The following is a 23,509-nucleotide window of genomic DNA, read 5'->3' as shown; positions in this document are numbered from 1 at the left end:
TTTTCACAGTTAGTATAACCATCATAAAAAGCAAGATACTGCATGAAAAATGGAAATTGAATTCATGTACACAAAAAGACACTCCGTTATGAAGTGTCTTTTTGCAGGTTATATTAGGTTTACTTAAAGAAAGCTTTGTTAAGATAAGACATTTTCAAATGCTTATGTATATAGAGTACCAAAAGTTTTCAATCATGTGATGGGACTTAAGATGTATTTTTGATTCATCATATGGTCGGATAAACGAAAAATTAATATTCAATTTCATCAAAATCTTTCGGCTGCGGTACCGTTTGCATATTAGCTGCATCTTTTGGATCGCTATAGATCGCATTTTGCTCTGTATTTACATCTTTTATATTTTGCTTTTTATTTTTGTTCACTTTATCTTTCACTTTCAATCACTCCTTTTTGTTATAGGAGTAATTATGCCCTATTACTGTTACGAAATGTATCAACGACTAAATTACTAAATTCACGTAAATAATATAAATAATTATCACCGCCGTAGTTGTATCTTTTATTATACATTTTCGCAACAACTACATTATATTCAGGTATTACTAATATAGTTGGTCCCGTAATTCCTAATATCTGATACGAGCCTTTTGGTACACGTTCGCCTAGTTCACTTAATTGTGCAGGTTCATTTTGAACGAACCAAAACAAGCCATTTTGTGGTAGCTCTTTATTTGCATATGTTGGACTCTGCAAACTCGTAGCGATTTTTATAACTTCTTTTGGAACAATTTGTTTATCATCTATCATACCTTGATTTAAATGAAGGTTGCCCCACTGTGCAAATTCTCTAGCGGAGACAAACAGATTTTTTTCAGTACCGTCATCTACTGTACCAATTTCACTAATTGCGTCTTTATTTGGATCATCAACAACTGCAACTAAATTATCATCTTGCTGTATTCTCCATCCTGTTTCTTGGAAATTAGCAGGTTTAAACACACGCTCTTTTAACAATTCAGGAAAACTTTTGTTATATAGCTGATAAATAAGACGTGTCATCATTCTTACATTAATATCTCTATACGCCCATCCTTGCCCCGGTTCAAATTCACGAAAAATTATCCCGTCATTCGTTTCTTCTAATCCGTGCGAATGTGTTACTAAATGTCTTATCGTCGTTTTACTAAGCAATACAGGATCAAAGTCTTTAAAATATTTTATCGCTTCATCATCAATAGAGTTTATTTTCCCCTCGTAAAGCGCATACGCTATCATTAATCCTAAATAACTTTTTCTAGTAGAAGCAACGTTAAATTGTGAAGATGCTGTTACTTTCTTGCTTGTAGATGTATTTGAGTGATAGCCACTATAATGCTCCAGTACAATTTTGTTATCTTTCATTATGCAAAGCGCTGCTGCAGAGCTATGGTTTTGTTCTTTTATATTTTCTACCCAAGAAATCAACTTATCATATGTATACAAATAAATCCCCCTTAATACACATAAAAATTACAGCTTGAAAGAAAAGTGCAAAATAGTTTTCACACCTTTCCTTCAAGCAAAATATCTTTGATGTTCTATACTTAAATGATCCACCAGTTCCAGCAATTAAAGCAACCGAAACATCCAGCGCATCCTATGCATCCGCCGCAACGACCTGCACAACCACCACATCTGCCGCCACATCCGCCACAGCGTCCACCACAACCTCCGCATCCGCCGCAACGACGTGCATCGTCTTGAATGTAGTAGTATGGATATTGACTTTGTTGTTGATCCCAATACACAACATTACCAGTTTGATAATCATTAAGGTTTAATGATTGTAGTTCTTGTTGAAACTGATTCATTATGAAACCCCTCCATTTATAAATATAAATTCCGTCCACATATTGAAGTTAATAAATTTTAATAAACAAAGTAGAAACAAATGGCTATATACTTGAATACGTACATCAACAAAATATGAACTTACACTAGGTGATGTACCTTGTTTTTCAGCCTATTTTCTTAATCACTTTTTGCTGGACGAATTTATTATTAATAGAGGTTTTTAAAAATTACTAATCCAACAGTTTAGTAGTTCATCACTTAATTTTCTTTCTAGTAACTCTTTAACTGAAGGTTCTGGCATGATTTTATAAGTATGTAAAGCTTCTTGATTATAATCTATCCAGTGAAACGCCAAATGAGATTCTTTAGATTTTGGTATGAAATCAATATGTAGCTCTTGTGAATCTATCTCAAAAATATGATTGATTTCATGGTGAAGAACTTCTCGATCTTGCCATCGGTTTTCTATGACTCCTAAAAATTGTTTTATACTACAATTTACTCCGAGCTCTTCCCTTAGTTCTCTTATTAATGCATTCTCAGCTGATTCGCCAACTTCAACATGACCACCTGGTAAAAAATAGTGATGGCCAATATATTCAGCCACTAACAATTTTTTATCCTTAATCATAACAGCTCGTACAATATGATGAAATTTATTTTTCAATTGTTATTCCTCCCATTCATTTATTTTATATTTGATTAAAATAGTCATTTAATATCGGGATAATATAAATCATAGGTGTTTCATACGGATGAATTTCGTTAATAACTTCAAGTGCATCCTTTACAAGATCCCGTTTGCACTTTATTTCAATTTTACATTCTTGCCCTTCACAAATCTGACCAATTTCCCCGTTAAAAGGTGATGCGCCTTTTAACGGTCTCCAGTATCCTTTCACAGAACTATAGGACAGACAATGATCATATTCTCCCGTTTTACAAGCACCAATTTTATTTAACTCATTCCTCAACATTTCAATGTATTCTTCAGGGATAAATACTTCAATTTTGACTTCAGTAAATTGCATAATTCATTTCACACCTTTGCTACATAATAATTAAACGAATAAACGATAAACTTCCTCACCATCATAATCATGTCCCAATGGTTGAAAACCGTAACTTTCATATAATTTCTTTGCAGAGATATTATCTTTATGTACTGTTAATCTAATTTCTTTACACGCCTTAAACGTATTTTTTATTAAATATATACTTTCTTGTAATGCCGCTTTTCCATAACCGTTACCTTGCTGCTTTTGATCGATAATAAATCCGTTTATCCAATACATATCAGTTGTTTCTTTTACAACAGCATGCATAACAAAACCAACCATTAGATCGCCATTGTATATCGCAAATGGTTGGTATTCTACAGCGTCCCCATCTGGTTTTATATATACTTTAGCAAGTGAAACTGCTACAGATGGAACGAATTTCGTCTGATTATCTTTAACTTGCAGCTTTAAAGCATCTTCCCAATTCTCTCTCGTAACAACCTTTAACTGGATATTCAATATTTTAAACCCCTTTATTAAGAATATATTTACATATTCAACGTAGTGAAATAATTCCCTGTTTCTTAATTATAAAAAACAGGGAATTATCATTTCTAAATAGAATTTATCCAGTTATATCGTTGTACTTTTCACTTCGAATATCTTTCTTTAATGATACATGCGCTATTAAAACTCCAAGTATAGTAATTACTCCACCAACTACCGAAATAAAAGTAGGTACTTCACCTAACCATACCCAAGCTATAAAACAAGCAATTACTGGCGTTAAATATAGAGAGCTTGTTGCCTCGGAAGCACCAGTATGAGATATAATATAGGCCAATGCAATATACGGGAGTACTGTTGGAAATAAACCTAAATATATAACGCTCAAATTCACTTCAAGAGGAGCCACCAGTATTTCTTGATACATTCCCGGTAAGAAAATAAGCATACATACAGTACTAGATAAAATTGTATATATGGTAAATGGCAAGAAGCCGTACTTTTTTAAGTACGATGTTTGAAAAACGAAAAATAGACTTTCTGAAACGGCTGCTAATAATATAAATAATCCCCCGCTATTAAATTGAATAGACCCCCCTTGACTAAATGATATGAAAGCAATTCCTATAAAGCTAATTACACCACCGATCCATCCATTTGCTTTCATTTTTTCATTTAAAAAAACAAAAGCAAGAACTGCCGTTACTATAGGAGTAACTGAAACGATTAAACTTGCCGATCCAGCATTTACTGTTTTTTCACCATAGTTTAATGCAATGTGGTAAAAAGTAAATCCTAAAGCACCAAATAAAAAAATCGCTGGAATATCTTTTAGATTAGGTAATCGTAGTTTGTATAAAAACGAAAACAAAAGAAGTATGAATGAAGCGATTAACAAACGAAGTAAAGTAAGATGTTCAGGTGTGTAAGATTCAAGGCCCATACGAATTGCCGGAAAGGCCGTTCCCCAAATTAAAATTGTAAAAGAATGAGCACATATAATTCGATAATCCCATTTTTTATAATTCATGTTTTCTCTCCCCCTTCAAACCAACCACTTTATAATTACCAATTATTTCTTCCCATCATATTTAATAGTTGATACAATGTCTTCAACCAGTTTTTTATCGTAAAAACCAACCACTTGGCATTTTTCAAGTGAGCGAAGGAGTTTTTTGATGACCACTAGTAAAAAACTACCTAAGTATCAGCAGATAGTAGACTATATGAAAGAAAAAATTGAAAATGGAGAATGGCCTATAGGAAGTAAGATTCCTAGTCAACGGCAGTTAGCGAAATTATTTCAAGTAAATCGTAGTACTGTAATAACTGCACTAGATGAACTTATGGCTGATGGATTGATTCAAGGGAAAATTGGAGCAGGAACAATTGTAACGAATAATACATGGTCATTATTAGCAACAAATCCACCACCTGATTGGAGTGAATATGTAAAGGCTGGTATTCATAAACCAAGCAAGTTAATGGTACGAGAAATAAATGAAGCAGAAGCAAATAACAAACTTATCCATCTTAGTAAAGGCGAACTTTCTCCTCATCTTTTTCCATTAGAAACGATGCAGTCCATTATGAAGAAAGTAAGTGAGGAATTAGACTATTTTGGATATGAGGAACAAAAAGGGTTTTATCCGTTACGTGAAGCAATAAGTAAATACGTAAAATCATTTGGAATACATGCATCACCGGGTTCCATATTAATCGTCTCGGGTGCATTACAAGCATTGCAATTAATATCAATTGGTCTTTTACATAGAGAGTCTACCGTTTTACTTGAACAACCTTCTTACTTATATTCACTTCATGTATTTCAATCAGCAAATATAAATCTATCTGGTATATCTATGGATCCTCACGGTATATTACCTAACGAGTTATTAAAACGAATTAAATACAGTCAGAAGAAAAACATCTTATATTCAATTCCTTGTTTTCAAAATCCAACAGGTATATTAATGTCTAAAGAGCGGAGAAAAGAAATATTAAAAATATGTGAAAAGGAACAGTTACCTATTATTGAAGATGATATTTACCGCGAGTTATGGATTGATGCACCGCCCCCAGATCCTTTAAAATCGAGAGATAAACATGGACATATATTATATATTGGTAGTCTCTCTAAGACGCTTACCCCAGGACTTAGAATTGGATGGGTTATCGGTCCAGAACCCGTTATTGATAGATTATCAGATATAAAAATGCAAACAGATTATGGATCGAGTTCATTATCTCAAAGAGTTGCTGCTGAATGGATAAATAAAGGATTTTATGAGGAACATGTTGCAAACGTAAGAATTAAACTAAAAGAACGAAGACAAATAATGATACGAGCTTTACATAAGTATTGTGCAGATATTGCCACCTGGGATATTCCTAGTGGTGGATTTTTTATATGGCTAAAGGTAGTACCTAGCATTCCGATGAAGAAATTATTTTCAAAGGCACTATCAAAAGGGATTCTATTAAACCCGGGACGTATCTATGAAGAGGAATCAGATCGATACATTCGTTTATCATATGGATATGCTTCTCCAGAGCAAATGACTAACGGTATTAAATTGTTAAGCGAATTAATTCGTAAGTTAATGACATAATAAAAACTCCTCTTTTTCCATAGAGGAGTTTTTGTGTATTTTATTTACCACAACCGCATTTCCTGCCCCAACACAATAAGTCCTTCATAAGGATCCCCGTCAATGTTTAATACTTGAGCAAAAGCAGGCTCTGTTTTTAAACCGTTCTCTTTTAAGCGAATAATTTCTTCTCTTATATGTGGATGCTGCATTAATAGCATGTGCTCTACTATCATATGTCTATATGCATTTTGGTTACGCACTGGCTTAGGCTGAGCAAATAATTCAAATTTAAAACCTTCAAATTCAAAATTTACTTTTATCGATTCAGTATTTTTAATTTTTTTCTTTATTATTTTGAATCCTTCATAAGAGCCATATAAAGATCTCATTTCTTGTTCAAAAACATCAAAGTTATGTACTTCCATTACTATATCTAAGTCAGATTGAAGCGTATCAATTCTTATAGGAATTGTCCCGCAAAGAACGGGGCTATACAAAGCTAAATCCTCCATTATGTTTAGTTTATTTAAAACATCATATACTTTTTGTTGCTTGTCATTCCCTGATTGTAAATATGTAATAGATGTAAACATGGAAGTCTCTCCTTCATTTCACGTAATACGTGTTTCACTAAATTCAAGAAAATTTGTCCGTTTAAATTTGTTCTAAGAGTACCTTTATTTCAATATATTAAGACGAACAAACGATGTTTTTCAACTTTTCTCCTATACTGCAATACTATAAAAATAAAAAAGGAGGAATTATTATGAGCATTTTTAACATTCTTTTAACCATCCACATATTATTTGGGACAATATGCTTAATTACCGGTATTGTGGCGATGGTTGCTCAAAAGAAGAAAGGAAAACATACGGAATGGGGTGAAATATATCATGCATCCTATGTGGTCATAACCCTTACTGCAATTATATTATCCATTATAAACTGGGATAAAATCGCATATTTATTTTATATAGCAATTTTCTCTTATGCTTTTGCGATTTATGGCTACCTTGCACGAAAAAAACGTTGGAAAAATTGGCTTCACCACCATATTAAAGGTATGTTAGGTTCTTATATTGGTGCCGTTACCGCACTATTAGTGAACGTAGGTATTCATATCCCCATAATTAATTTATTGCCGCCTATATGGTTTTGGTTTTTACCTACATTAATCGGTATTCCTCTCGTAGCCAGTGTATCAAAAAAATATAAAAAGCGTAGTTAAAATTCATTACATTTTCGTTACTTTCTGATGATTATTATGAAAAATCATGCTCAATGTAATATTAATAAATTTAAAATCGTATTGATTTAAGTTAGTCACTTAGAGCTAAATAAAAAGAATCCAATTTAAGTCTTGGATTCTTTTTCGAATTTCATTTTAATGTCGGCTCTATGTATTTAATGATGTTATTATCTGGATGACGAACTATCATTTTCATACCTGTGGGTATTTGTATTGGTTCAGTGATAATTACACCATTATAGTTTAAGATTAGTTTTTTTACTTCTTGGAGATTATCAATTACGATTGTTACTGCAACGCGTTTCTTAAGTGGTTCATCCACTTCTTCTATTAAAAGTAAATTTGTAAATCTAATTACATGCGTTCCATTCATTTGAAATTCTTGTGGCTTTTCTTGCCTTAATAGTATTTTGTAAAATTCTAGATGAGTTTGTAAGTCTGAAACATAGAGGCGTGGAACAACAGCTAATACATTCATCCTACTTACACTCCTTTTTAGTTTAACTAGATTAATTTAATTATATATTACTCGAAAACCTCTATAAATTATTACGTTAAAAATAGTATCTTTTAATTAAGACTTTAATAATGAATGTAAACGATCAGGGTAATTCGTAAATATCCCGTCAACTCCCCATAAAAGTAACCTTTTCATATCTTGTTCATTATCTACAGTAAATGGATGAACTTCTAATCCATGTTTCTTTATTCTCTTTACATAAGCTGCATCAATATATTTGTAGTTCATACCAAGACCGATGCAGTATGTTTTATACTTTTTTATCTCTGATTCAGTTAATTGAACTGCTTTTTTGTAAGATAGTAATTGGACTAGAGGTATATTAACATATAAACTATGTAGCTTTTGCAAACTTTCTTCACTAAATGATTGAATAATAACTTTATCCTGTATTTCATAGTGATTGATAATTTCTAATAACTTTTCTTCCATTCCTGGATATTCATCAGGTGATTTTGTTTCAATATAATAGTTCGCTTCATGCCCAAACACTTCAATTACTTCTTCGAGTGTTGGAACTTTAGCATTTTCGTATTCTCTCTTTGCTAAATTTGGATGTTTTTCATTAAAAGAAGAATCTGCCTTTAATTGCTTTAATTCTTCTAATGTATGTTCCTTAACTAGTCCTGTCCCATTTGTAGTACGATTTAATGTTTCATCATGCATAGCTACTAAATGTCCATCTTTTGTCATTTGAAGATCTATTTCTATATAATCTGCTTTTAATTGTTGTCCTAATGTATAAGCTGGTATTGTATGTTCCGGCGCATAGGCAGAGGCGCCTCTATGTGAAATATTTTTTATGTGATTTGATTGATTAATAGCTTTCGTGTACTTAAGTTCATTTACTTTATAATAAACAAAAGTACCTATTACTAGAAAGGCGCAAATGATTGTAACGATATAAATCTTTTTCATAATGATGTATTAGCTCCTACATGAAAGCAATTTGGCTTGGATAATTTATTCAAATAAATGTCGATTTTCAAATACAGTCATTTGTCCAACAGATTGAAAACCAGACTTTTTATAAATATTAATCCCATCAGGTGAAGCTTGTAATACGCATTGAGCAACGTTTAATTCCTTTGCTTCTTGCAGCAAGTAATGAAACATAGTAGAACCAAATCCTTTTCCTCTCATTTCTTCTTTCGTTGCTATATCATAAATACCAATACTATCTTGTGTACATACTAATGAACCAACCGATATGACTTCATCTTTATAAAACCCTAAGTACAGTTTCATATTTTCACTATTCCATAAATGGGCAGAAGCAGTTTGATTGTAGAATGCTTGTACATATTTCCCTTCCTCTGATGTACCAAATAGACTAGCTAACGCTTCTCCAAACTTTTTAATTTGTCCTGACGAAGATGCTTTTTGTATCGTAAAACCTTCTGGCAAGTTTGTTGTTGGATGAATTGTATTTAATTCTGCGACCATTGCAATATTCTGTTCTGCTTCTTTTAAGTCCAGTTTTATTAATTCGCTTTTTATAGTCTGCTCGTACCTATCATCCCAAAACCAAACACTCATTGGATATTTCTTTTGATTATAGTACGCTACCTCCTTATATAATTTCTCGATATTTTCCGTTACATTATTGTTTAGTAAAGTAATGATATTAAATGTATCTGCAGGTAAACCACAGTCGACAGCGATGTAATCCTTCGTTTCTTTTACATTCATTCCCTGTGTCTGCCGCGCAATATATGAAGTTTTATATGTAAAATTATCAATTAGTAACTGTTTAAAATTCATTCATTTTGCTCCTTTCATAAAATTTGTATTCGAATACTTCAGTATTAAATATAACATATAAGAAATGTACCTATTTCTATAAAAATATCTCTTTACATTACTCTTTGCGCCCTAAAAGAATAAAAAACGATATAACGTTGTCGGAATGAAAAAAGTGGTATATAATAAATATTAACATTACTAGTAATTATTTTAGGTATTCCTAGAATAAAGGAGCGATACATATGAAAATTACTATTTATTTCGGAAGTCATGAAGATCAAGATGTTCGTACAATGGACTGTCATTTAGATGTAGAAGAAACAGAAGAAATTGTTTCTGTATCATAATATAAATTGTATGGATGAACCCTCTTCCCTACAGCGTTTAAGACACCTTTTACAGGTGTCTTTTTTGTTGTTTTTTTCGTCAAAAACCCTTTACTTTATAGCGTTTTAATAGTAAAATATAAATATACGAACAAACGTTCTTTTTATTTTACTTGTACATGAAGGGATGATTTTTACAATGGCTCAAGCAAAGCGCAGAGGAAGAAAAAAGCAAACACCTATCATTTCAAATACAGGCTTTATCGGCTCTGTCTTTATTGATACATTGGAGTTACAAAAGAAATCCTATTATTTCGCCCGTAAAAAACTTCAAATTGTTCATCACGTATTAGATGGTCTATCTGGGGCAACAAGCTCTCTATTTAAAGAGCATAACATTTCAGCATACATGTCATGTGTATATTTACATAAACAAAAGAAAATCGGATTTGTTCTTTCAACCAAGCCTTTTGAACAAAGTGACGGTGTTGCTTACTTTATAAATTATTTAATCGAAAAGAATTTTTACGGTAACGAGGAAGTAGAATATCAAGAAGTATATAATACAGGTTTTATTGGTGTAGTATTCGCCGATTTATGTAGTATAGATCGTTTTAATTTCGAGTTTGAAATGGGTATGTTAACGAAATTAATGAAAGATATGATTATTCCGGTTAAAGAACTCTTTTTACGCCACAATGTACCGGCATACATTTCCACTTCTCATTTAGAGGAACAAAACAAATTAGGTTTCGTTCTATCTGTAAAACCATATGATGAACGTGCAGAAGCAGATTTATATTTTGAGGCGTATTTAAAAGAACGCGGGTTATTTATTGGTGATGAAGAAGACGATATTGATAAGATTGTTATTAGAAAAACAGCTGAATTACGATAGATAAGCGCAGGATGATGATCCTGCGCTATTTCGATATTATTTAATTACGTTCAACACTATACCCTTTTGAATGAATTTCTAAATTCAATTTATTTGAGTAAGCCTGATTTAAAATAAGAAATACGATTCCTCCTCCAATTGGAAGCGTGTAGGATGGAATATGATTTAATAATAGACCTGATAATGCCAGTGCTATCGGCTGCATCATTTTACCTAAACTTAATCCAATACTAAGCACTCTGCCCCTATATTCATCTGGAATCTCTCTTTGCATAAAATAAATTAAAGGGATATCGATTAATGCTATCATTAACCCTAAAAAGAACATAATGGCGCAGTACATGGTCACAAATACAATTTTATTCACTTCAATACTTTTGAATAGAACAGGTGCACCTGAAACTATCATAAAAATTGCCATCATAAAACTTGTTTTTTTCAATAGATAGGAATAAGAAAAACGATTCGTTATCTTTTTTACTATTATTGCACCAACTATCATACCTATTGGAAAAGTCCCTTGGATCAAACCAAATTGTTTAGAACTAATATTGAGAACTGTATTCATAATGTATGGCAATGGAACAGTTACAGAAAATCCCAGAAAAAAATTAAGTGAAATTAAAATACGAAACGTATTTTTTAAGCTCTCCCGCTCCATTAAGTAAGAGTATCCCTCCTTTATATCTTTCATAAAATTAATTTCCCTTATTGAACATTCCTTATTTATGTATTGCTCGCACAATTTAAAGTTGATAAACAATATGGATATAGCCGAAAGGATAAATGAAATACCGTTAATGATTATAAAAGTGTTCATCTCAAAGACTGCAAAAACAATGCCCCCTAACATAGGCCCTAGAATTAAAGATATAGAATCGATAATTTTACTTATAGAGTTAAGACTCATTAGTCTCTCTTTAGAGACGATATTTGGTTTTGCAGCCTCTAAACCTATTACAAAAAATGTTGTAAATACTGTCATCAGAAAGGTAGTAGTATAAATGATGAATAAGTTTAACCCATAATAGTTGCTTACTATATAAACAGTTATTAATAAGCATCCGCTTAGTACATCCATACAAACGACGAGTTTCTTTTTATCAACCTTATCAACAATTACACCGGCAAATGGATTCATAACAATCATTGGAATCGTTCCTAAAATAAGCGTAATCGCAAAATTTAAAGCAGATCCGGTTATTTGTAATACATACAATCCTAATGCGAAACTATAAATAGAGCTACCGAATATTGATACTGTTTTTGCAATTGAATATAAACAAATATTCCTTAGTTCTTGGTTTCTTTTTTTATTTTCTATATGTAACCGTAAACTTGTCATAACTTTTCCCCCTGCCTAATTTTGTGTTACGTACATTGTAAGTTCTTGGGTCAACCCAATCGCAATATGTACGATTTGAATAATTTTAAGGGGAAATAAATAAAAGATGGGGTTAACCCCATCTTTTTCCGAAAAATGAATATGTATAAATTTCTTCACCTTGAACAAAGAAATCCTCGTACTTTCCGCCTCGTTTCAAATAATTTGAAGTACTTTCATCAATGGATTGAAACTGTAGATTTTGGAGTTCTTTCTTTATTTTTGAAAGTGTAAAATTTGCTCGAAAATTATTTGTAATTTGGCTATTTAAGCTGAAATTTTTAAATAAAATAAATAAACTTAATAAATAACAATTGGATTTAAAAAGTGGGTTTAATTCGTGAAGTAAAAAATCCGCATGTTCAAAACTATAATTGCTCGTACCAGAGTGATCAATTACAATATCTACTGACCGATTTTGAATAGGGATGTTCAAAAAATCTGCACAGATAAAGAGAATATTTCTTCTCGGATTTTTTCTCGCTAATACGTCTTTTAAAAATAAAAGTTTATTGAAATCTCTATCTACTGCGATGTATAGGCAATCTTCGGGTAGTTCTTCATAAATGCTCCTCAAAAAGAACCCAAGTCCTGATCCTATATCTAGTATTAATTTGTTATTTAAATCTAAATGTATTAGTTTCTTTTTCGCCCATTCCCCTTCTCTATGCATATTTTCCAAATATGCATTATCAGTTTCATGAATATAATCCGAAATAATATTTTCAAGTGACGTTCGCTCATTTGCTTTAAATGATTTACCAGCAGTTATTATTCCTGAAGTAATTATATATTCTTCACCACAATTACAAATTAACTTTCCCTCGGTAATTTGATTGTTATTAATAATTCCATCTTGAAGAATTAGTTTTTGTCTACACTTAGAACATGTAAGTAAATGTAGTATACTTAAATCTATCCCTATAATTGTATTGGAAGTTTCATTTGTTAATAATAAATCATGTAACACTCCCTTTAATTTATCCCGTTTCTTCTCCAAAAGTTCTATTTCCTGTTCCATTTTGTCATATTTTAGTTTAAATAAAGATTGGTAAAAGGTATCTTTTTCGTAATTCATAGATTTTGCTAAATTTTTATAAAAAAATAGTTCTTTAATTTCATTCAAGCTAAATCCTAGATCTTTGTAATGTATTATAAGTTCTAAATCTGTTTGACAATACTCATCAAAAAAATAATGGCCTCCCTTTTTTTCAGGAATAATAAGACTGAGATCCATATAATGTCTAATCGTATCAATACTTATGTTATTTACTTCTCCAAACTTACCGATTTTCATAATATCCCTACCATTTAAATATTTTTTTATATAGATTTCTATTTTTACCTTTAAAAATCCTTTCTCTTTTTTATCAACATTATTTATGGAATGAAAAGAGGGTATTTTTTATATAGGTGTGCCTAATAATATAGTACCAAGCTTTAAAGCTTGGTCAATTCTTTCCGAGATAGGTTGATGAATTTCTTCACTCCAGTAATTTGTATGTGTAATAAATTACACCTATTTCCTTGAGAATTTTAAAGATTTTCATCCCAAATACCTTACTATTTATTACTACAGATCTTGGTTTTGTACAAAAAATCGATAGAAACAAAGAAAAAGATATTATACCTGTTTATGTTTAGAGGAGTTAAAAAATCACTACACCTCTTCTCCTTCCTCTACGTGTAATATACAGGGATTTATAACTGGATATAGAACATAAAAAAGAGATGTTTATATTATTAATAAAATGATATACATAAGTGGAGGGTTAGAAAATGAAAATTGCAATAGTCTGTTTCGATAACTTTACCGATATAGATGTTTTTCTACCATGGGATTTATTAAATCGTGTACGTTTAGTCGGTGGTATTTCCGATTGGGATGTCCAGCTTTTAGGGACGGAACAATCTCATATATCTATGTCTGGCTTGCGTATTCCCATGACAGGAAGCATATCTGATATCCCTTTTGCCGACGCTGTAATATTTGCAAGTGGTAAAGGTGTAAAGGATTTATATAAAAATCAACAATATATTAATAGCATTCATGTAGATCCTCAAAGACAATTAATAGGATCTATGTGTTCTGGTTCACTACTATTAGGAGCTAAAAAATTACTAACTGGTAAAAAAGCTACTACATATCCCTCAGCAGTAGCACAGCTTAAAGAATTTGGTGTAGACGTTATTGAGAAAAGTTTCGTAAACGAAGGAAATATCTCGACTGCTGCGGGCTGTTTTGCTGCTCAAGAACTATCAGCTTGGATTATAAGGACCCTACTTAATGAGGAAATGGTTGATATTGTACTAGAAACTGTTCAGCCAGTAGGAAAAGGTTTATATTTTTAATCTCAAATCAAGTCAAGAAATTGTGGTTGCTCTCCAAAAATGATAAAATAAGATTTTTGTTTCGAGTTAACACAAATTTCGTTCTAGAGTGCTATAAAACTTCAACTTGATGGTGGCGTGGTATGCACCATTTATAAATAAAAAAACCCGCGTATCATTTACGGGTTTTCTTCTTAATAACTAATTGCTATTGTACCTTCACCTGCATGTACCGCAAATGAAATTGGTAATGGATATAATTTGAAATCCATTTCAGGGAATGCTTGTCTAATATCTGAAATCCATTCTTCAGCTCCATCTTTATCGTTAGCATGGAACATGTGAAGTACTTTTGGCAATTCTTTTTCAAGTTCATTTTTAATGTATTCTCGACATTTTTGGATTTTACGAACTTTCTTTTCAAGTAAAAGCTCTCCGCCTTTTACTTCTAATATTAAGTTGACACTTAATAAACTTCCAAGTAAAAATTGAACTCCCTTTACACGTCCACTTGCATAAAGGCCTTTTAAACTTTTCGGGAATACGTGGAAAGGTCTTCTTTTTTCATCTACTAATGTTTTGTGTATATCTTGTAAAGTCATACCATCATTGTATAACGATTTTGCTTTTCTAATTAGTTCGTCCATTGGATAACTTGTTGTTTCACTATCTAATACCGTTAATGGGAAACCTGCCATTTCTGCAGCTAACTTCATATTTTGATAGGTTCCACTTACTTTTCCGCTAATAGCAACTGCAAATCCTTCTTCATATTCTTCTTTGCATTTCGAAAATAACTCTACCATTTCCCCTATGTTAGGTTGTGATGTAGTGACAGTTTTACCTTCGTTTAAAGCATTATAAACGCGCTCACGCACACCTTCTTCACAATCTTTGTACGACACACCATCAATAATAACTTCAATTGGGATAACAAAGTTATCTCCTTCTGTTGTAAAACTCGCAGTTGTACTATCAGTAATCCAAGCAACACGCTTCATGTTGTTCCTCCCTTAATTCAATTCCTCTTTTCTAATTTTTCTATATATTTATGTTATGAAAAGAGAATATCCCTGTAATAGTAACAGGACTTTATTGTTTTGGCTATAGTAGATAGATGATAAATGTGAATATTTCTTGTCTTTTTCACAAATTAAAAAGAAAATCAAGAAATTTGCTTGATTTTCCTTTTATCCTACATTATTTAAAAGTTTCATTATCTAAAATCACAACATAATCATTTGTTAATCGGCCGGCTTCTTTCGTATAACTAACAAGTCTTTGTACATTATCACAGCTAAGTTTTGCACCCCATACGAGTAATGGTACACCGATAAAGTCGATGTGAAACCTTCTAGAAAACAGACCGCCAAAAGTCATTGGTAAAGGTACTGTTGGTGATGTATTAGAAAAAACAATCTTTTCATGACTTTGATAATGTTTTTGCAGAATCTCTCCTAAATGCTTCATCGCAGGTACAACGATTTTTGATGCGCCGCATCCAATCGTATAAACCGGGTTACCATTTTCATCTACTCCATGAAAAATAATTTTCCCCATATCTTCAGTTTTCAATTTATTAAAGTAATCCACATTTAATATTTCTTCTTTTGTTAGCTTACGATCCGTTGGTAATTTATTTAAATGATAGGCTGCTGCAAGTGCAGTTGAATGCGTTCCGCCGAAATCCGTGTAAATGAATATCATATGATCATCCCTTGTTATAAAAGTTCAATGTTATTTAGTATTACCGTTCACAGCATTGTTAAACAAGGGATGATTGTATTTACAGTTTTCGTTAATTCATAATATATTTTTTGATTATACTATCGTCTTTTTATTACGGTATATCATGTAATAGCCATAAGCTTATTTATAAAAGTAAAAAGACGTACTTTTGACTCGTACGTCTTTTATCATCTTTATTCAAAATAAATGTATACTTTAACACGTATGAATTGTTAGTTAAAATACTTTTCAAAACAAAAACAATCATGCACTCGTTTAAATTGTTTTCTTATGTCTTCTTTATTTTCACCTGTATAATGAGCAAATGTTTGAATTGGATATAACTGATCTATATTACTTTTCATTACACCTTTTATCTCGTCTGTATGATCGCTATATACGTGTAAATAGGAATCTACTTTTACAAATCCGTTATTTTCGTACAATCCATGTACCCATGGATTGTCCCTAGTCCAGGCTTCCAGGCGATTTAGGTTACGTTCATTCGCTAACTTCTCCGCTTCCTTTAATAGCTGATTACCAATCTTCATTCTACGGAACAATATGCCAAATCATGCCGCCAAGACCAGTTCCTCTTGAACAAACTGTACGTTCTTCTAATTCATATTCAATATCTATTAAACCCACAATTTGATTTTCATATACAGCTACTAATTCAATAGTAGAATTTTCATATTTTTCTTTCTCTCTAAGTACATTATCATAATATGCTGTATCTAGAAAAGATAACACACGGCAACGTACCCAACGGGTTTCATCCTCTTTTCTATACGATCTAATTTCTATATCCATATAATTAAAAAGCTCCTTCTATTTCTATCATTAATTTTTCGGGTCCTGCCCCTTTATTTGACGGAATAACTAATGTAATCCCTAAGTCTGGATATACGGCCGAGCGAAAACTGACGCCTGGATCATATCCCATTACATGATATTTGAATATCTTGTTTTCTCTTATTTCAATCCATATTCCATAGCCGTAAGATTGATAACTATTTACTTGGATGTGAGGAGTTAAAAGTATTTTTGTATATTCTTGGCTTATGATTTCATAGTTAAATAACGCTTCCCAAAACTTCATCATGTCTGGCGCAGTAATAAAAGCTCCACCATCAGAACCACCTTTTATCGGAATAGAGTAAGCATTTGTTCTCCATGTCTGGCTAATTTCATCTTTTATATATCCGAGAGCTGTCTGCTTTGGTAATCTATCTAAAGAAAAATAGCCAGAATCATTCATACCAATTAATTTAAATATATTTGTTTCTATATACTCCGTAAATTTAAGTCCTGTCTGTTCTTCGATTATTAACCCCAGTATGATAAAACCAGCATTGTTGTAGTGAAACTTACTTCCAGGCGCAAACATCATATCTCTGTTTTGAAATAATGGTAAAAAGTCTTTTAAATTTTTTAATAGATACATAGGAGTTTCTTTCCAAAGATCCTCAAAGTTATCCAAAATACTTTCATCAAAATAATCCGGAATACCCGAACTATGTGTCAGAAGGTGATGTATTGTAATATCTTCATTGAAATTTGAAAATTTAATACTTAAACAATCTTTTAACTTTGTATGAAAAGTAATTACACCTCTTTCAACAAGTTGACAAATGCCAATTGCTGTGAATATTTTACAGCCGGAGGCAATTCCAAACCTAGTTTGTAGCGTATTGTTTATATACTCATTTCGATTTGCATAACCAAACGCTTCTTCATAAACTATGCCCTTTTTTTCTTTCACTAAAATTACCCCAGAGAAATCTATATGACGATATATTTCTTTTACAATGTTATCTATTTGATTTTTTGTTTTCATTACAAAAATCACCCTCGTTTATCAATATTGTTCTCCTTTTTTATATTTCCATATATAGGAGGGATAACCCTCCTATTGAACATCGTAAGATTCAAATCAAAACTAAGAGAATTATTTCGAATGTATTGACTCAGAAGAATGCACTTTAGAATGTGATGGCAATAAAGTAAACACACACAATATAATAGTTATAAGTAACATTACCAATGATCCTACAATAACTACAAGTTGTATAGAAATAAATTGAGTTGCAACTCCGAATAGAATCGTAATCAAAATGGTTATGCCGGCAATTACTAGTCCATATATACTTCCAATCCGTCCCATTATGTGAACGGGAACGTTGTTTTGATAAAAGGTATAATATCCTGTATTTGCATATGCCATAGAGAAAGATAAAATAAAGAATCCGATAGCAGCTATTAAAAACTCATTTGAAAAAGCATAAATTATATAACCGATTGCGATGAAAAATGATCCTATTCCAATTAAAAATGAAGGTGTTAATTTTTTTGATAAAATTGTATTTGTTATTGCTCCTAAAATAAATCCGGCTCCAGCAATACTAACTAAAAAACCATATTCACTATCTGTTAACAATAAAACTTCTTTCGCAAATGACAATTCAAGTGAATCATTTGCGGCAGCTAACACCATCATCCCTTGAAATAAGAAGTACACGAAAACGATATACAAAGACTTTTTACTGAAATTTAAAACGATGGTCCAATCTTTTTTTAGTACAGCTAAAGACAACCTGTCATTTGATGTATGAATATCAGGTTTTTTATCAAGATTAGGTAATAGCAATGTAATTATTCCTGATAAGAGAAACGCTATAGCATTTATATATATTGCAACCTCTGATGTACTTGCTATTAACAATGCTCCCGCTATCGATGGTCCAATTACAGAGGCACCAGACCCTATTAAACTACGCAATGAGTTGAAACGTTGTCTTTGTTCAACTGGTATTAATTTCGTCATATACGTCATCGCAGTTGGCTCATAAATTGCATTGGCCATACTAATAAAGAATACGAATACATAAACGACCCAAAGTGATGGAAGTAATGGTAAAATAGCGATACATACCGCGCGATATATATCGAGGTAAATCATTAATTTCCGTTTATTTAAACGATCAATCATACTTCCTGACCAAGCGTTTGTAAATAGAGTAGCTAATGGGTTAATTACATATAAAGTAGCAACAGCTAAGGCTGAGCCACCCATATGATAGACAAGTACATTCAGTGCTATTAAGTAAATCCATGCCCCTAAATTTGCAATACCAACTCCGGACAGTAGTAATAAAGGATATTTCCAATCGTTAAGTAAGTTTTTCATTTTAGGCCCCCGCTTTCCAAAGTGTTTTAAACCAATAAAAAAATCCCACCCCCAAGACCGTTAGTCTTAGGGACGAGATTTATCATCGCGGTGCCACCCTAGTTTGTTAATATGTCACCATATTAACCTTATCTGGTACTGCATTCTAATTCATGCTTATACCATAGCTCTATAACGGGAGCTCCCGTCACACCACCCCCTAATTATAGGTTCCGATGCGCTGCTCAGAGGCTTGGTTCAATAAAGAATTTTTACTCCTTTTCAGCTAAATGGAGCTCTCTGTGAAAAATTCATTTTATTTACTCTTCTCTTCACTGCATTTGATTTTCCCATATTATCACATTTGTATTTAACTGTAAATAAAAAATAATCAGATATTTATAGTTGGGTCATTTTTGCTTTTCGACCAATTCGGCATATGAAACGCATTAGCTTTTTATGAAGATAAGGAAATAAGGTAAAGAATACGTCCATTGTTTTTTTAAACGGCATTGGACATATAACTAATTTATTTTTATGAATAGCTTTCAGTACAATTTCAGCAAACTTGTCTGCTGAAATCGGCTTATTTGTTTTTAATTGTTTTATAATTTGACCCTTATTCATATTAATTGCAATTGATTTTTCAAATATGGGTGTATCTACAAAAGTTGGACAAAGTACACTTACATTTACACCGTATTCTTCTGCCTCATAATGTAATGACGTTGTTAAACCGACGATAGCATGTTTTGTTGTTGCGTACGCGGTACAAAGTGGAGCAGGTCCTAAACCTGTTGCAGACGCAGTATTAATGATATGACCAAATCCTTGTTTTTTCATGAATTGGTAAGCCAATTGTGTCCCGTAAATTACTCCTAATAAATTTATTTCAATAATATGTTTCCAATTATCTAAAGACATATCGAATACTTCTCCATACATAGCAATTCCAGCATTATTAAACATATAATCAATTCTACCAAACTCATTGACTATTTTTATAATAAGTTCCTCTACGGATTCAGCGTTAGTAACATCTAAATATTCAAACCTAGCTAGTTGATTATTATTTTTTATATTATTTACAAGCTCTTGACCACTTGTTTCATTAATATCTGCGATAATTACAAATATATCTTTATTTGCTAATTGAATAGCTAAAGCTTTACCGATACCAGAAGCTCCGCCAGTTATAATTGCGACTCTTTGTTCATCCATATAAAAAACCTCCTGTTGTTAATACATATAATGAAAACGGACGAGTGTAAAGATTTGAACAATCGTTCTAATTCGCTTGTAATGCTACGCATGTTTGTTTGAAATAGAAAGTAAAAAAATCGTAATGGCTTCATTAAATAAAACTTCTAATTTCTCTGTTTCAAATGAATGAATGAATTGACATAATCCACCTAGCCATGAACCTAATAAAAGACTTGAATCCTCAACATTTTCTATATAAAATTCACCACTTTGTATACCTTCATCCAAAATTTTTTGATATGTTTTTAAAGGGATAACAGCTAAACCATAGAGTTGTTGAATTGTAGAAGGGTTCGCGCTCGGATCAGAGGCAAGTTCTTGTCCTGCTCTTAATAATGGCGTTTTGTAATTATAAAGTACAAATTTAGCTATCCCATATAATTTCCCAGTAGCGTTTGTATACTGTTTTTCTGCTATTTCCCATTTATCGTACCAATTTCTCATACTGTCTTTAGCTAAATAAACAAATAATTCTTCTTTATTTTTATAATGGTAATATATATGTCCTTTACTATAACCAGAGGCTTTTGCAATGTTATCAATTGAAGTTCTTGTATATCCTTTTAAGGAAAATAATTCTGTCGCCTTCTCTGCTATTATTTCTTTGGCTAAATCGCTATCGTATCGTCTTTTATTCAATGTAGACTCCTTCCGTCGTTTCATACAAAAATTTGAACAGTCGTTCTAATTTCAATATATGTAGGTTTTTCTGTTTTAGTAACTGTTAAAAATCTTATTTATTATTTTTTCTAAAAATTACGGTGCGTGAAATTACTTGAATCATTAAAAAAAGAGTCTATTATATATAGACCCTTCATATTTCCTGAATTAATTTGTATTTGCCTCTACTAACGGTTGTAACGGTGGTTCTAATTCTAGTTCTAATATATCGCCTTCTTGTATAGCTTGTCCTTTTTCAATACTTTGATTTGTTACATAACCCGTACCTGAAGTTTTTAAATCTAATTTTAATAGTTTAGAAAAATACATAACATCACGCATGGACCAACCTTGTAAATTGGGCATTGTTGCGTTGTTTCCTAATAAAAATATACGATCACCTTCACTCATTACTTCACCAGACTGCGGATATTGTTTTTTAATTTTTCCTTCTCCTAAAATTATCGGTTGGAGTTTCTCTTTTTTTACATTATTCTCTACCGTATCTATTGATTGATTCACATAGTTTTGCACTTTTAATTGGGATTTTTTCGTTGCATCGGTCATTTGTTGTTCTGTATATGGTTTCACCTTTAAATATTCAAGGCTATTTTTCACAACTGGTTTAAATATTTCAGCGAGTGGCTGAGCTCCATATTCATCTCCCTTTAACTTTGGCTGCTTAATAGCTAAGTATACAATTAACTCTGGGTCATCAATTGGAGCCATACCTAAAAATGAAAAAATATAATTTTCTTTTCCTTCCATATATCGTCCATTTTCAGGATTCGGAATTTGCGCTGTTCCTGTCTTGCCTCCTATTGGGTAACCATCGACTTTATACATTGTACCTGTACCTTTTGAAGACGTAATAACACGCTCCATTAAGTCTCTTACCTTGTCCGCAGTCTCTTTTTTTATCGGATTGCCAACTTCTTTCGGTTGATTTTCCATAATAACTTGCTTGTTTGTTGGATTTACAACTTTGTCAACGATATATGGTTGCATCATTTTCCCGTCATTTGCTATAGCGGTTGCAGCTTGGATTAATTGAATTGGAGTTACTGTAGAACCTTGTCCGAAAGAAGTTGTTACTTGTTGAATTTGTGTATTTAATAATAAAGTATTTTTACTTTCACCAGGTAAATCTATTCCCGTTTTTTGGTTAAAACCAAATTTATTCATATATTGCTTAAATTTATTTGGTTTTAATAACTGATCTTCTAAAATAGAAAAAGCTACGTTTGATGACCTTTCAAAACCTTCATCAAATGTTATAGATCCCCATCCAAACCCACCATTATGATCTTTTATATCCGATGAACCTACTGAATACTTGCCGGATTGAAAATATTCTTTCCCGTTATATACACCTTCATTGATTGCTGCAGCTAACGTAAATACTTTCATCGTTGAACCTGGTTCATATGCATTTGCGATTGGATCATTTAAAAAGTATTCAATATCCCCTTTATTAGGATTAAAACTAGGTTTACTAGACATAGCTAAAACTTTCCCCGTCTTTGGATCCGCTATAATACCTACTAACATAGAAGGGTCATAGTGCTCTTGCGCCTTATTCATCGCTTCTTCTAAAAAACTATTAATTTGTTTATCGAGCGTAAGATATACGTTATTTCCATGTTTAGCGGGTTCAATTTTTCCTATATCATTTGTAAGCGGGATACCTCCTCGCGCTCCCACATATTCTATATTCCCATTTGTCGAGCGCAAATATTTATCTAAACTTTTTTCAAGTCCAAACTTCCCTTCTGTATTTCCTTTATCGTCTGGTCTAGCAAAACCAAGTATATAAGATGCAAAATCTTCATTTGGATACACTCTTGCTTTCTCAGGCATAAAAGAAACACCTGGGATTTTCAATTTTTTAATTTGTTCTTTCTTTTCCCTAGACAAATTCCGGCCAACTTTTCCGATTTCAACTTGCGTACGCCCTTCATGGAAATTCTTTAACACATCTTCTTTATTAATTTCAAGCGCATCAGCTAATTGCGCTGCGGTTTCATCTTTATTTTTCAATTTGCCATTACCTTTCAAATTCACAACAACACGATACGTTGTTGAATCTTGAACGAGCACTTTTCCGGCTTGATCATAAATCGTGCCACGATTCGCTTCCAAAACACCATTTTTATTATGTTGTTCAGTTGCAAGATCCTTTACATTCACATTATGCACGACCCCTACTGCTTGAATATAGAAAAAACGCAAAAGCATAATAAGAAACAAAACAATAAAAGCAATCATAAAATACCGCGCGCCTTTATTCGTTTGAAGTTTATGCATATTTCGCTCCTTTCTTTCACCATTAATTACTA

The 23,509-nt window shown here is 32.1% G+C and carries 24 protein-coding genes, 2 pseudogenes and 1 other annotated feature; of the genes and pseudogenes, 4 read left to right on the top strand and 22 right to left on the bottom strand.

What is annotated here, in order from left to right:
- Positions 1–251 precede the first annotated feature (251 nt).
- From EGX95_RS30390 to EGX95_RS11585, 7 genes are all read right to left on the bottom strand, one after another.
- Positions 252–395: a hypothetical protein gene (locus EGX95_RS30390; RefSeq protein ID WP_000653680.1), complete on the bottom strand. Its 144-nt coding sequence runs from the start codon at positions 393–395 to the stop codon at positions 252–254.
- 31 nt (positions 396–426) lie between these two features.
- Positions 427–1,443 carry a serine hydrolase domain-containing protein gene (locus tag EGX95_RS11610; protein WP_000288915.1) on the bottom strand — a complete coding sequence of 339 codons (1,017 nt, stop codon included), beginning with the start codon at positions 1,441–1,443 and terminating at the stop codon, positions 427–429.
- 101 nt (positions 1,444–1,544) lie between these two features.
- Entirely contained in the window at positions 1,545–1,811 is a 267-nt protein-coding gene (locus tag EGX95_RS11605; protein ID WP_001071388.1) for a heterocycloanthracin/sonorensin family bacteriocin, read from the bottom strand.
- Between the two features lie 203 nt (positions 1,812–2,014).
- Positions 2,015–2,461 (bottom strand): NUDIX domain-containing protein, encoded by a 447-nt coding sequence (locus tag EGX95_RS11600; protein ID WP_000790757.1) that lies wholly within the window; start codon positions 2,459–2,461, stop codon positions 2,015–2,017.
- A gap of 25 nt (positions 2,462–2,486) precedes the next feature.
- On the bottom strand, positions 2,487–2,825 hold the full coding sequence (cutA, locus tag EGX95_RS11595; protein ID WP_001160783.1) for a divalent cation tolerance protein CutA: 339 nt from the start codon (positions 2,823–2,825) through the stop codon (positions 2,487–2,489).
- A gap of 30 nt (positions 2,826–2,855) precedes the next feature.
- Positions 2,856–3,314, bottom strand: a complete 459-nt coding sequence (locus EGX95_RS11590) for a GNAT family N-acetyltransferase (protein ID WP_001025603.1) — start codon at positions 3,312–3,314, stop codon at positions 2,856–2,858.
- 106 nt (positions 3,315–3,420) lie between these two features.
- Positions 3,421–4,332 carry a DMT family transporter gene (locus EGX95_RS11585; RefSeq protein WP_001107015.1) on the bottom strand — a complete coding sequence of 304 codons (912 nt, stop codon included), beginning with the start codon at positions 4,330–4,332 and terminating at the stop codon, positions 3,421–3,423.
- A gap of 148 nt (positions 4,333–4,480) precedes the next feature.
- On the opposite strand from EGX95_RS11585, the gene EGX95_RS11580 reads away from it, so the two are divergent.
- Positions 4,481–5,914, top strand: coding sequence for an efflux pump transcription regulator NorG (locus EGX95_RS11580; protein WP_000213546.1), 1,434 nt, complete (start codon positions 4,481–4,483; stop codon positions 5,912–5,914).
- Positions 5,915–5,958: 44 nt separating this feature from the next.
- Here EGX95_RS11580 and EGX95_RS11575 read toward each other — a convergent pair whose 3' ends face one another.
- Positions 5,959–6,489, bottom strand: a complete 531-nt coding sequence (locus EGX95_RS11575) for a DUF4269 domain-containing protein (RefSeq protein ID WP_000495179.1) — start codon at positions 6,487–6,489, stop codon at positions 5,959–5,961.
- 173 nt (positions 6,490–6,662) lie between these two features.
- Between EGX95_RS11575 and EGX95_RS11570 the strand changes: the two genes are divergently transcribed.
- Positions 6,663–7,124: a DUF2306 domain-containing protein gene (locus EGX95_RS11570; protein ID WP_000021737.1), complete on the top strand. Its 462-nt coding sequence runs from the start codon at positions 6,663–6,665 to the stop codon at positions 7,122–7,124.
- A 151-nt stretch (positions 7,125–7,275) separates the two neighbouring features.
- Here the strand turns inward: EGX95_RS11570 and EGX95_RS11565 are convergent, their stop codons facing one another.
- From EGX95_RS11565 to EGX95_RS11555, 3 genes are all read right to left on the bottom strand, one after another.
- Entirely contained in the window at positions 7,276–7,623 is a 348-nt protein-coding gene (locus tag EGX95_RS11565) for a VOC family protein (RefSeq protein WP_001101470.1), read from the bottom strand.
- A gap of 96 nt (positions 7,624–7,719) precedes the next feature.
- On the bottom strand, positions 7,720–8,583 hold the full coding sequence (locus tag EGX95_RS11560; protein ID WP_000725532.1) for a glycerophosphodiester phosphodiesterase: 864 nt from the start codon (positions 8,581–8,583) through the stop codon (positions 7,720–7,722).
- A gap of 45 nt (positions 8,584–8,628) precedes the next feature.
- Positions 8,629–9,429 (bottom strand): GNAT family N-acetyltransferase, encoded by an 801-nt coding sequence (locus tag EGX95_RS11555; protein ID WP_001009766.1) that lies wholly within the window; start codon positions 9,427–9,429, stop codon positions 8,629–8,631.
- 507 nt (positions 9,430–9,936) lie between these two features.
- On the opposite strand from EGX95_RS11555, the gene EGX95_RS11550 reads away from it, so the two are divergent.
- Complete coding sequence (locus EGX95_RS11550; RefSeq protein ID WP_000035797.1) at positions 9,937–10,635, top strand: hypothetical protein; 699 nt, start codon at positions 9,937–9,939, stop codon at positions 10,633–10,635.
- 40 nt (positions 10,636–10,675) lie between these two features.
- Here EGX95_RS11550 and EGX95_RS11545 read toward each other — a convergent pair whose 3' ends face one another.
- From EGX95_RS11545 to EGX95_RS11535, 3 genes and pseudogenes are all read right to left on the bottom strand, one after another.
- Positions 10,676–11,980 carry an MFS transporter gene (locus EGX95_RS11545; RefSeq protein ID WP_000202839.1) on the bottom strand — a complete coding sequence of 435 codons (1,305 nt, stop codon included), beginning with the start codon at positions 11,978–11,980 and terminating at the stop codon, positions 10,676–10,678.
- Between the two features lie 112 nt (positions 11,981–12,092).
- Positions 12,093–13,316, bottom strand: a complete 1,224-nt coding sequence (locus EGX95_RS11540; RefSeq protein ID WP_000690076.1) for a MerR family transcriptional regulator — start codon at positions 13,314–13,316, stop codon at positions 12,093–12,095.
- A gap of 126 nt (positions 13,317–13,442) precedes the next feature.
- Positions 13,443–13,511 (bottom strand): annotated as a pseudogene (locus tag EGX95_RS11535) (glutamine amidotransferase); the annotation flags it as partial.
- A 287-nt stretch (positions 13,512–13,798) separates the two neighbouring features.
- On the opposite strand from EGX95_RS11535, the gene EGX95_RS11530 reads away from it, so the two are divergent.
- Positions 13,799–14,371 carry a DJ-1/PfpI family protein gene (locus EGX95_RS11530; protein ID WP_000684438.1) on the top strand — a complete coding sequence of 191 codons (573 nt, stop codon included), beginning with the start codon at positions 13,799–13,801 and terminating at the stop codon, positions 14,369–14,371.
- A gap of 173 nt (positions 14,372–14,544) precedes the next feature.
- Here the strand turns inward: EGX95_RS11530 and EGX95_RS11525 are convergent, their stop codons facing one another.
- The 8 genes and pseudogenes from EGX95_RS11525 to EGX95_RS11490 all read right to left on the bottom strand — a co-directional run bounded on the left by EGX95_RS11525 (position 14,545) and on the right by EGX95_RS11490 (position 23,477).
- Positions 14,545–15,351, bottom strand: a complete 807-nt coding sequence (locus tag EGX95_RS11525) for a DegV family protein (RefSeq protein ID WP_000831948.1) — start codon at positions 15,349–15,351, stop codon at positions 14,545–14,547.
- Between the two features lie 199 nt (positions 15,352–15,550).
- Positions 15,551–16,057: a DUF3189 family protein gene (locus EGX95_RS11520; protein WP_000576331.1), complete on the bottom strand. Its 507-nt coding sequence runs from the start codon at positions 16,055–16,057 to the stop codon at positions 15,551–15,553.
- Positions 16,058–16,311: 254 nt separating this feature from the next.
- A pseudogene (locus EGX95_RS11515) lies at positions 16,312–16,891 on the bottom strand (GNAT family N-acetyltransferase).
- Between the two features lie 4 nt (positions 16,892–16,895).
- Positions 16,896–17,918 (bottom strand): serine hydrolase domain-containing protein, encoded by a 1,023-nt coding sequence (locus EGX95_RS11510; RefSeq protein WP_000850783.1) that lies wholly within the window; start codon positions 17,916–17,918, stop codon positions 16,896–16,898.
- Positions 17,919–18,029: 111 nt separating this feature from the next.
- On the bottom strand, positions 18,030–19,268 hold the full coding sequence (locus EGX95_RS11505) for an MFS transporter (protein ID WP_000793386.1): 1,239 nt from the start codon (positions 19,266–19,268) through the stop codon (positions 18,030–18,032).
- A 65-nt stretch (positions 19,269–19,333) separates the two neighbouring features.
- Positions 19,334–19,592 (bottom strand) — a binding site (T-box leader).
- 54 nt (positions 19,593–19,646) lie between these two features.
- Entirely contained in the window at positions 19,647–20,468 is an 822-nt protein-coding gene (locus EGX95_RS11500) for an SDR family NAD(P)-dependent oxidoreductase (RefSeq protein WP_000344375.1), read from the bottom strand.
- Positions 20,469–20,552: 84 nt separating this feature from the next.
- Positions 20,553–21,149, bottom strand: a complete 597-nt coding sequence (locus EGX95_RS11495; protein ID WP_001042681.1) for a TetR/AcrR family transcriptional regulator — start codon at positions 21,147–21,149, stop codon at positions 20,553–20,555.
- 189 nt (positions 21,150–21,338) lie between these two features.
- Entirely contained in the window at positions 21,339–23,477 is a 2,139-nt protein-coding gene (locus EGX95_RS11490; protein ID WP_000549354.1) for a penicillin-binding protein, read from the bottom strand.
- Positions 23,478–23,509: the final 32 nt, after the last annotated feature.

It is taken from the genome of Bacillus sp. FDAARGOS_527 (assembly GCF_003812125.1).
GTDB lineage: Bacteria > Bacillota > Bacilli > Bacillales > Bacillaceae_G > Bacillus_A > Bacillus_A paranthracis.
Note: the sequence above shows the minus strand (reverse complement) of the source record. Positions and strands in the feature narration are given on the sequence as shown.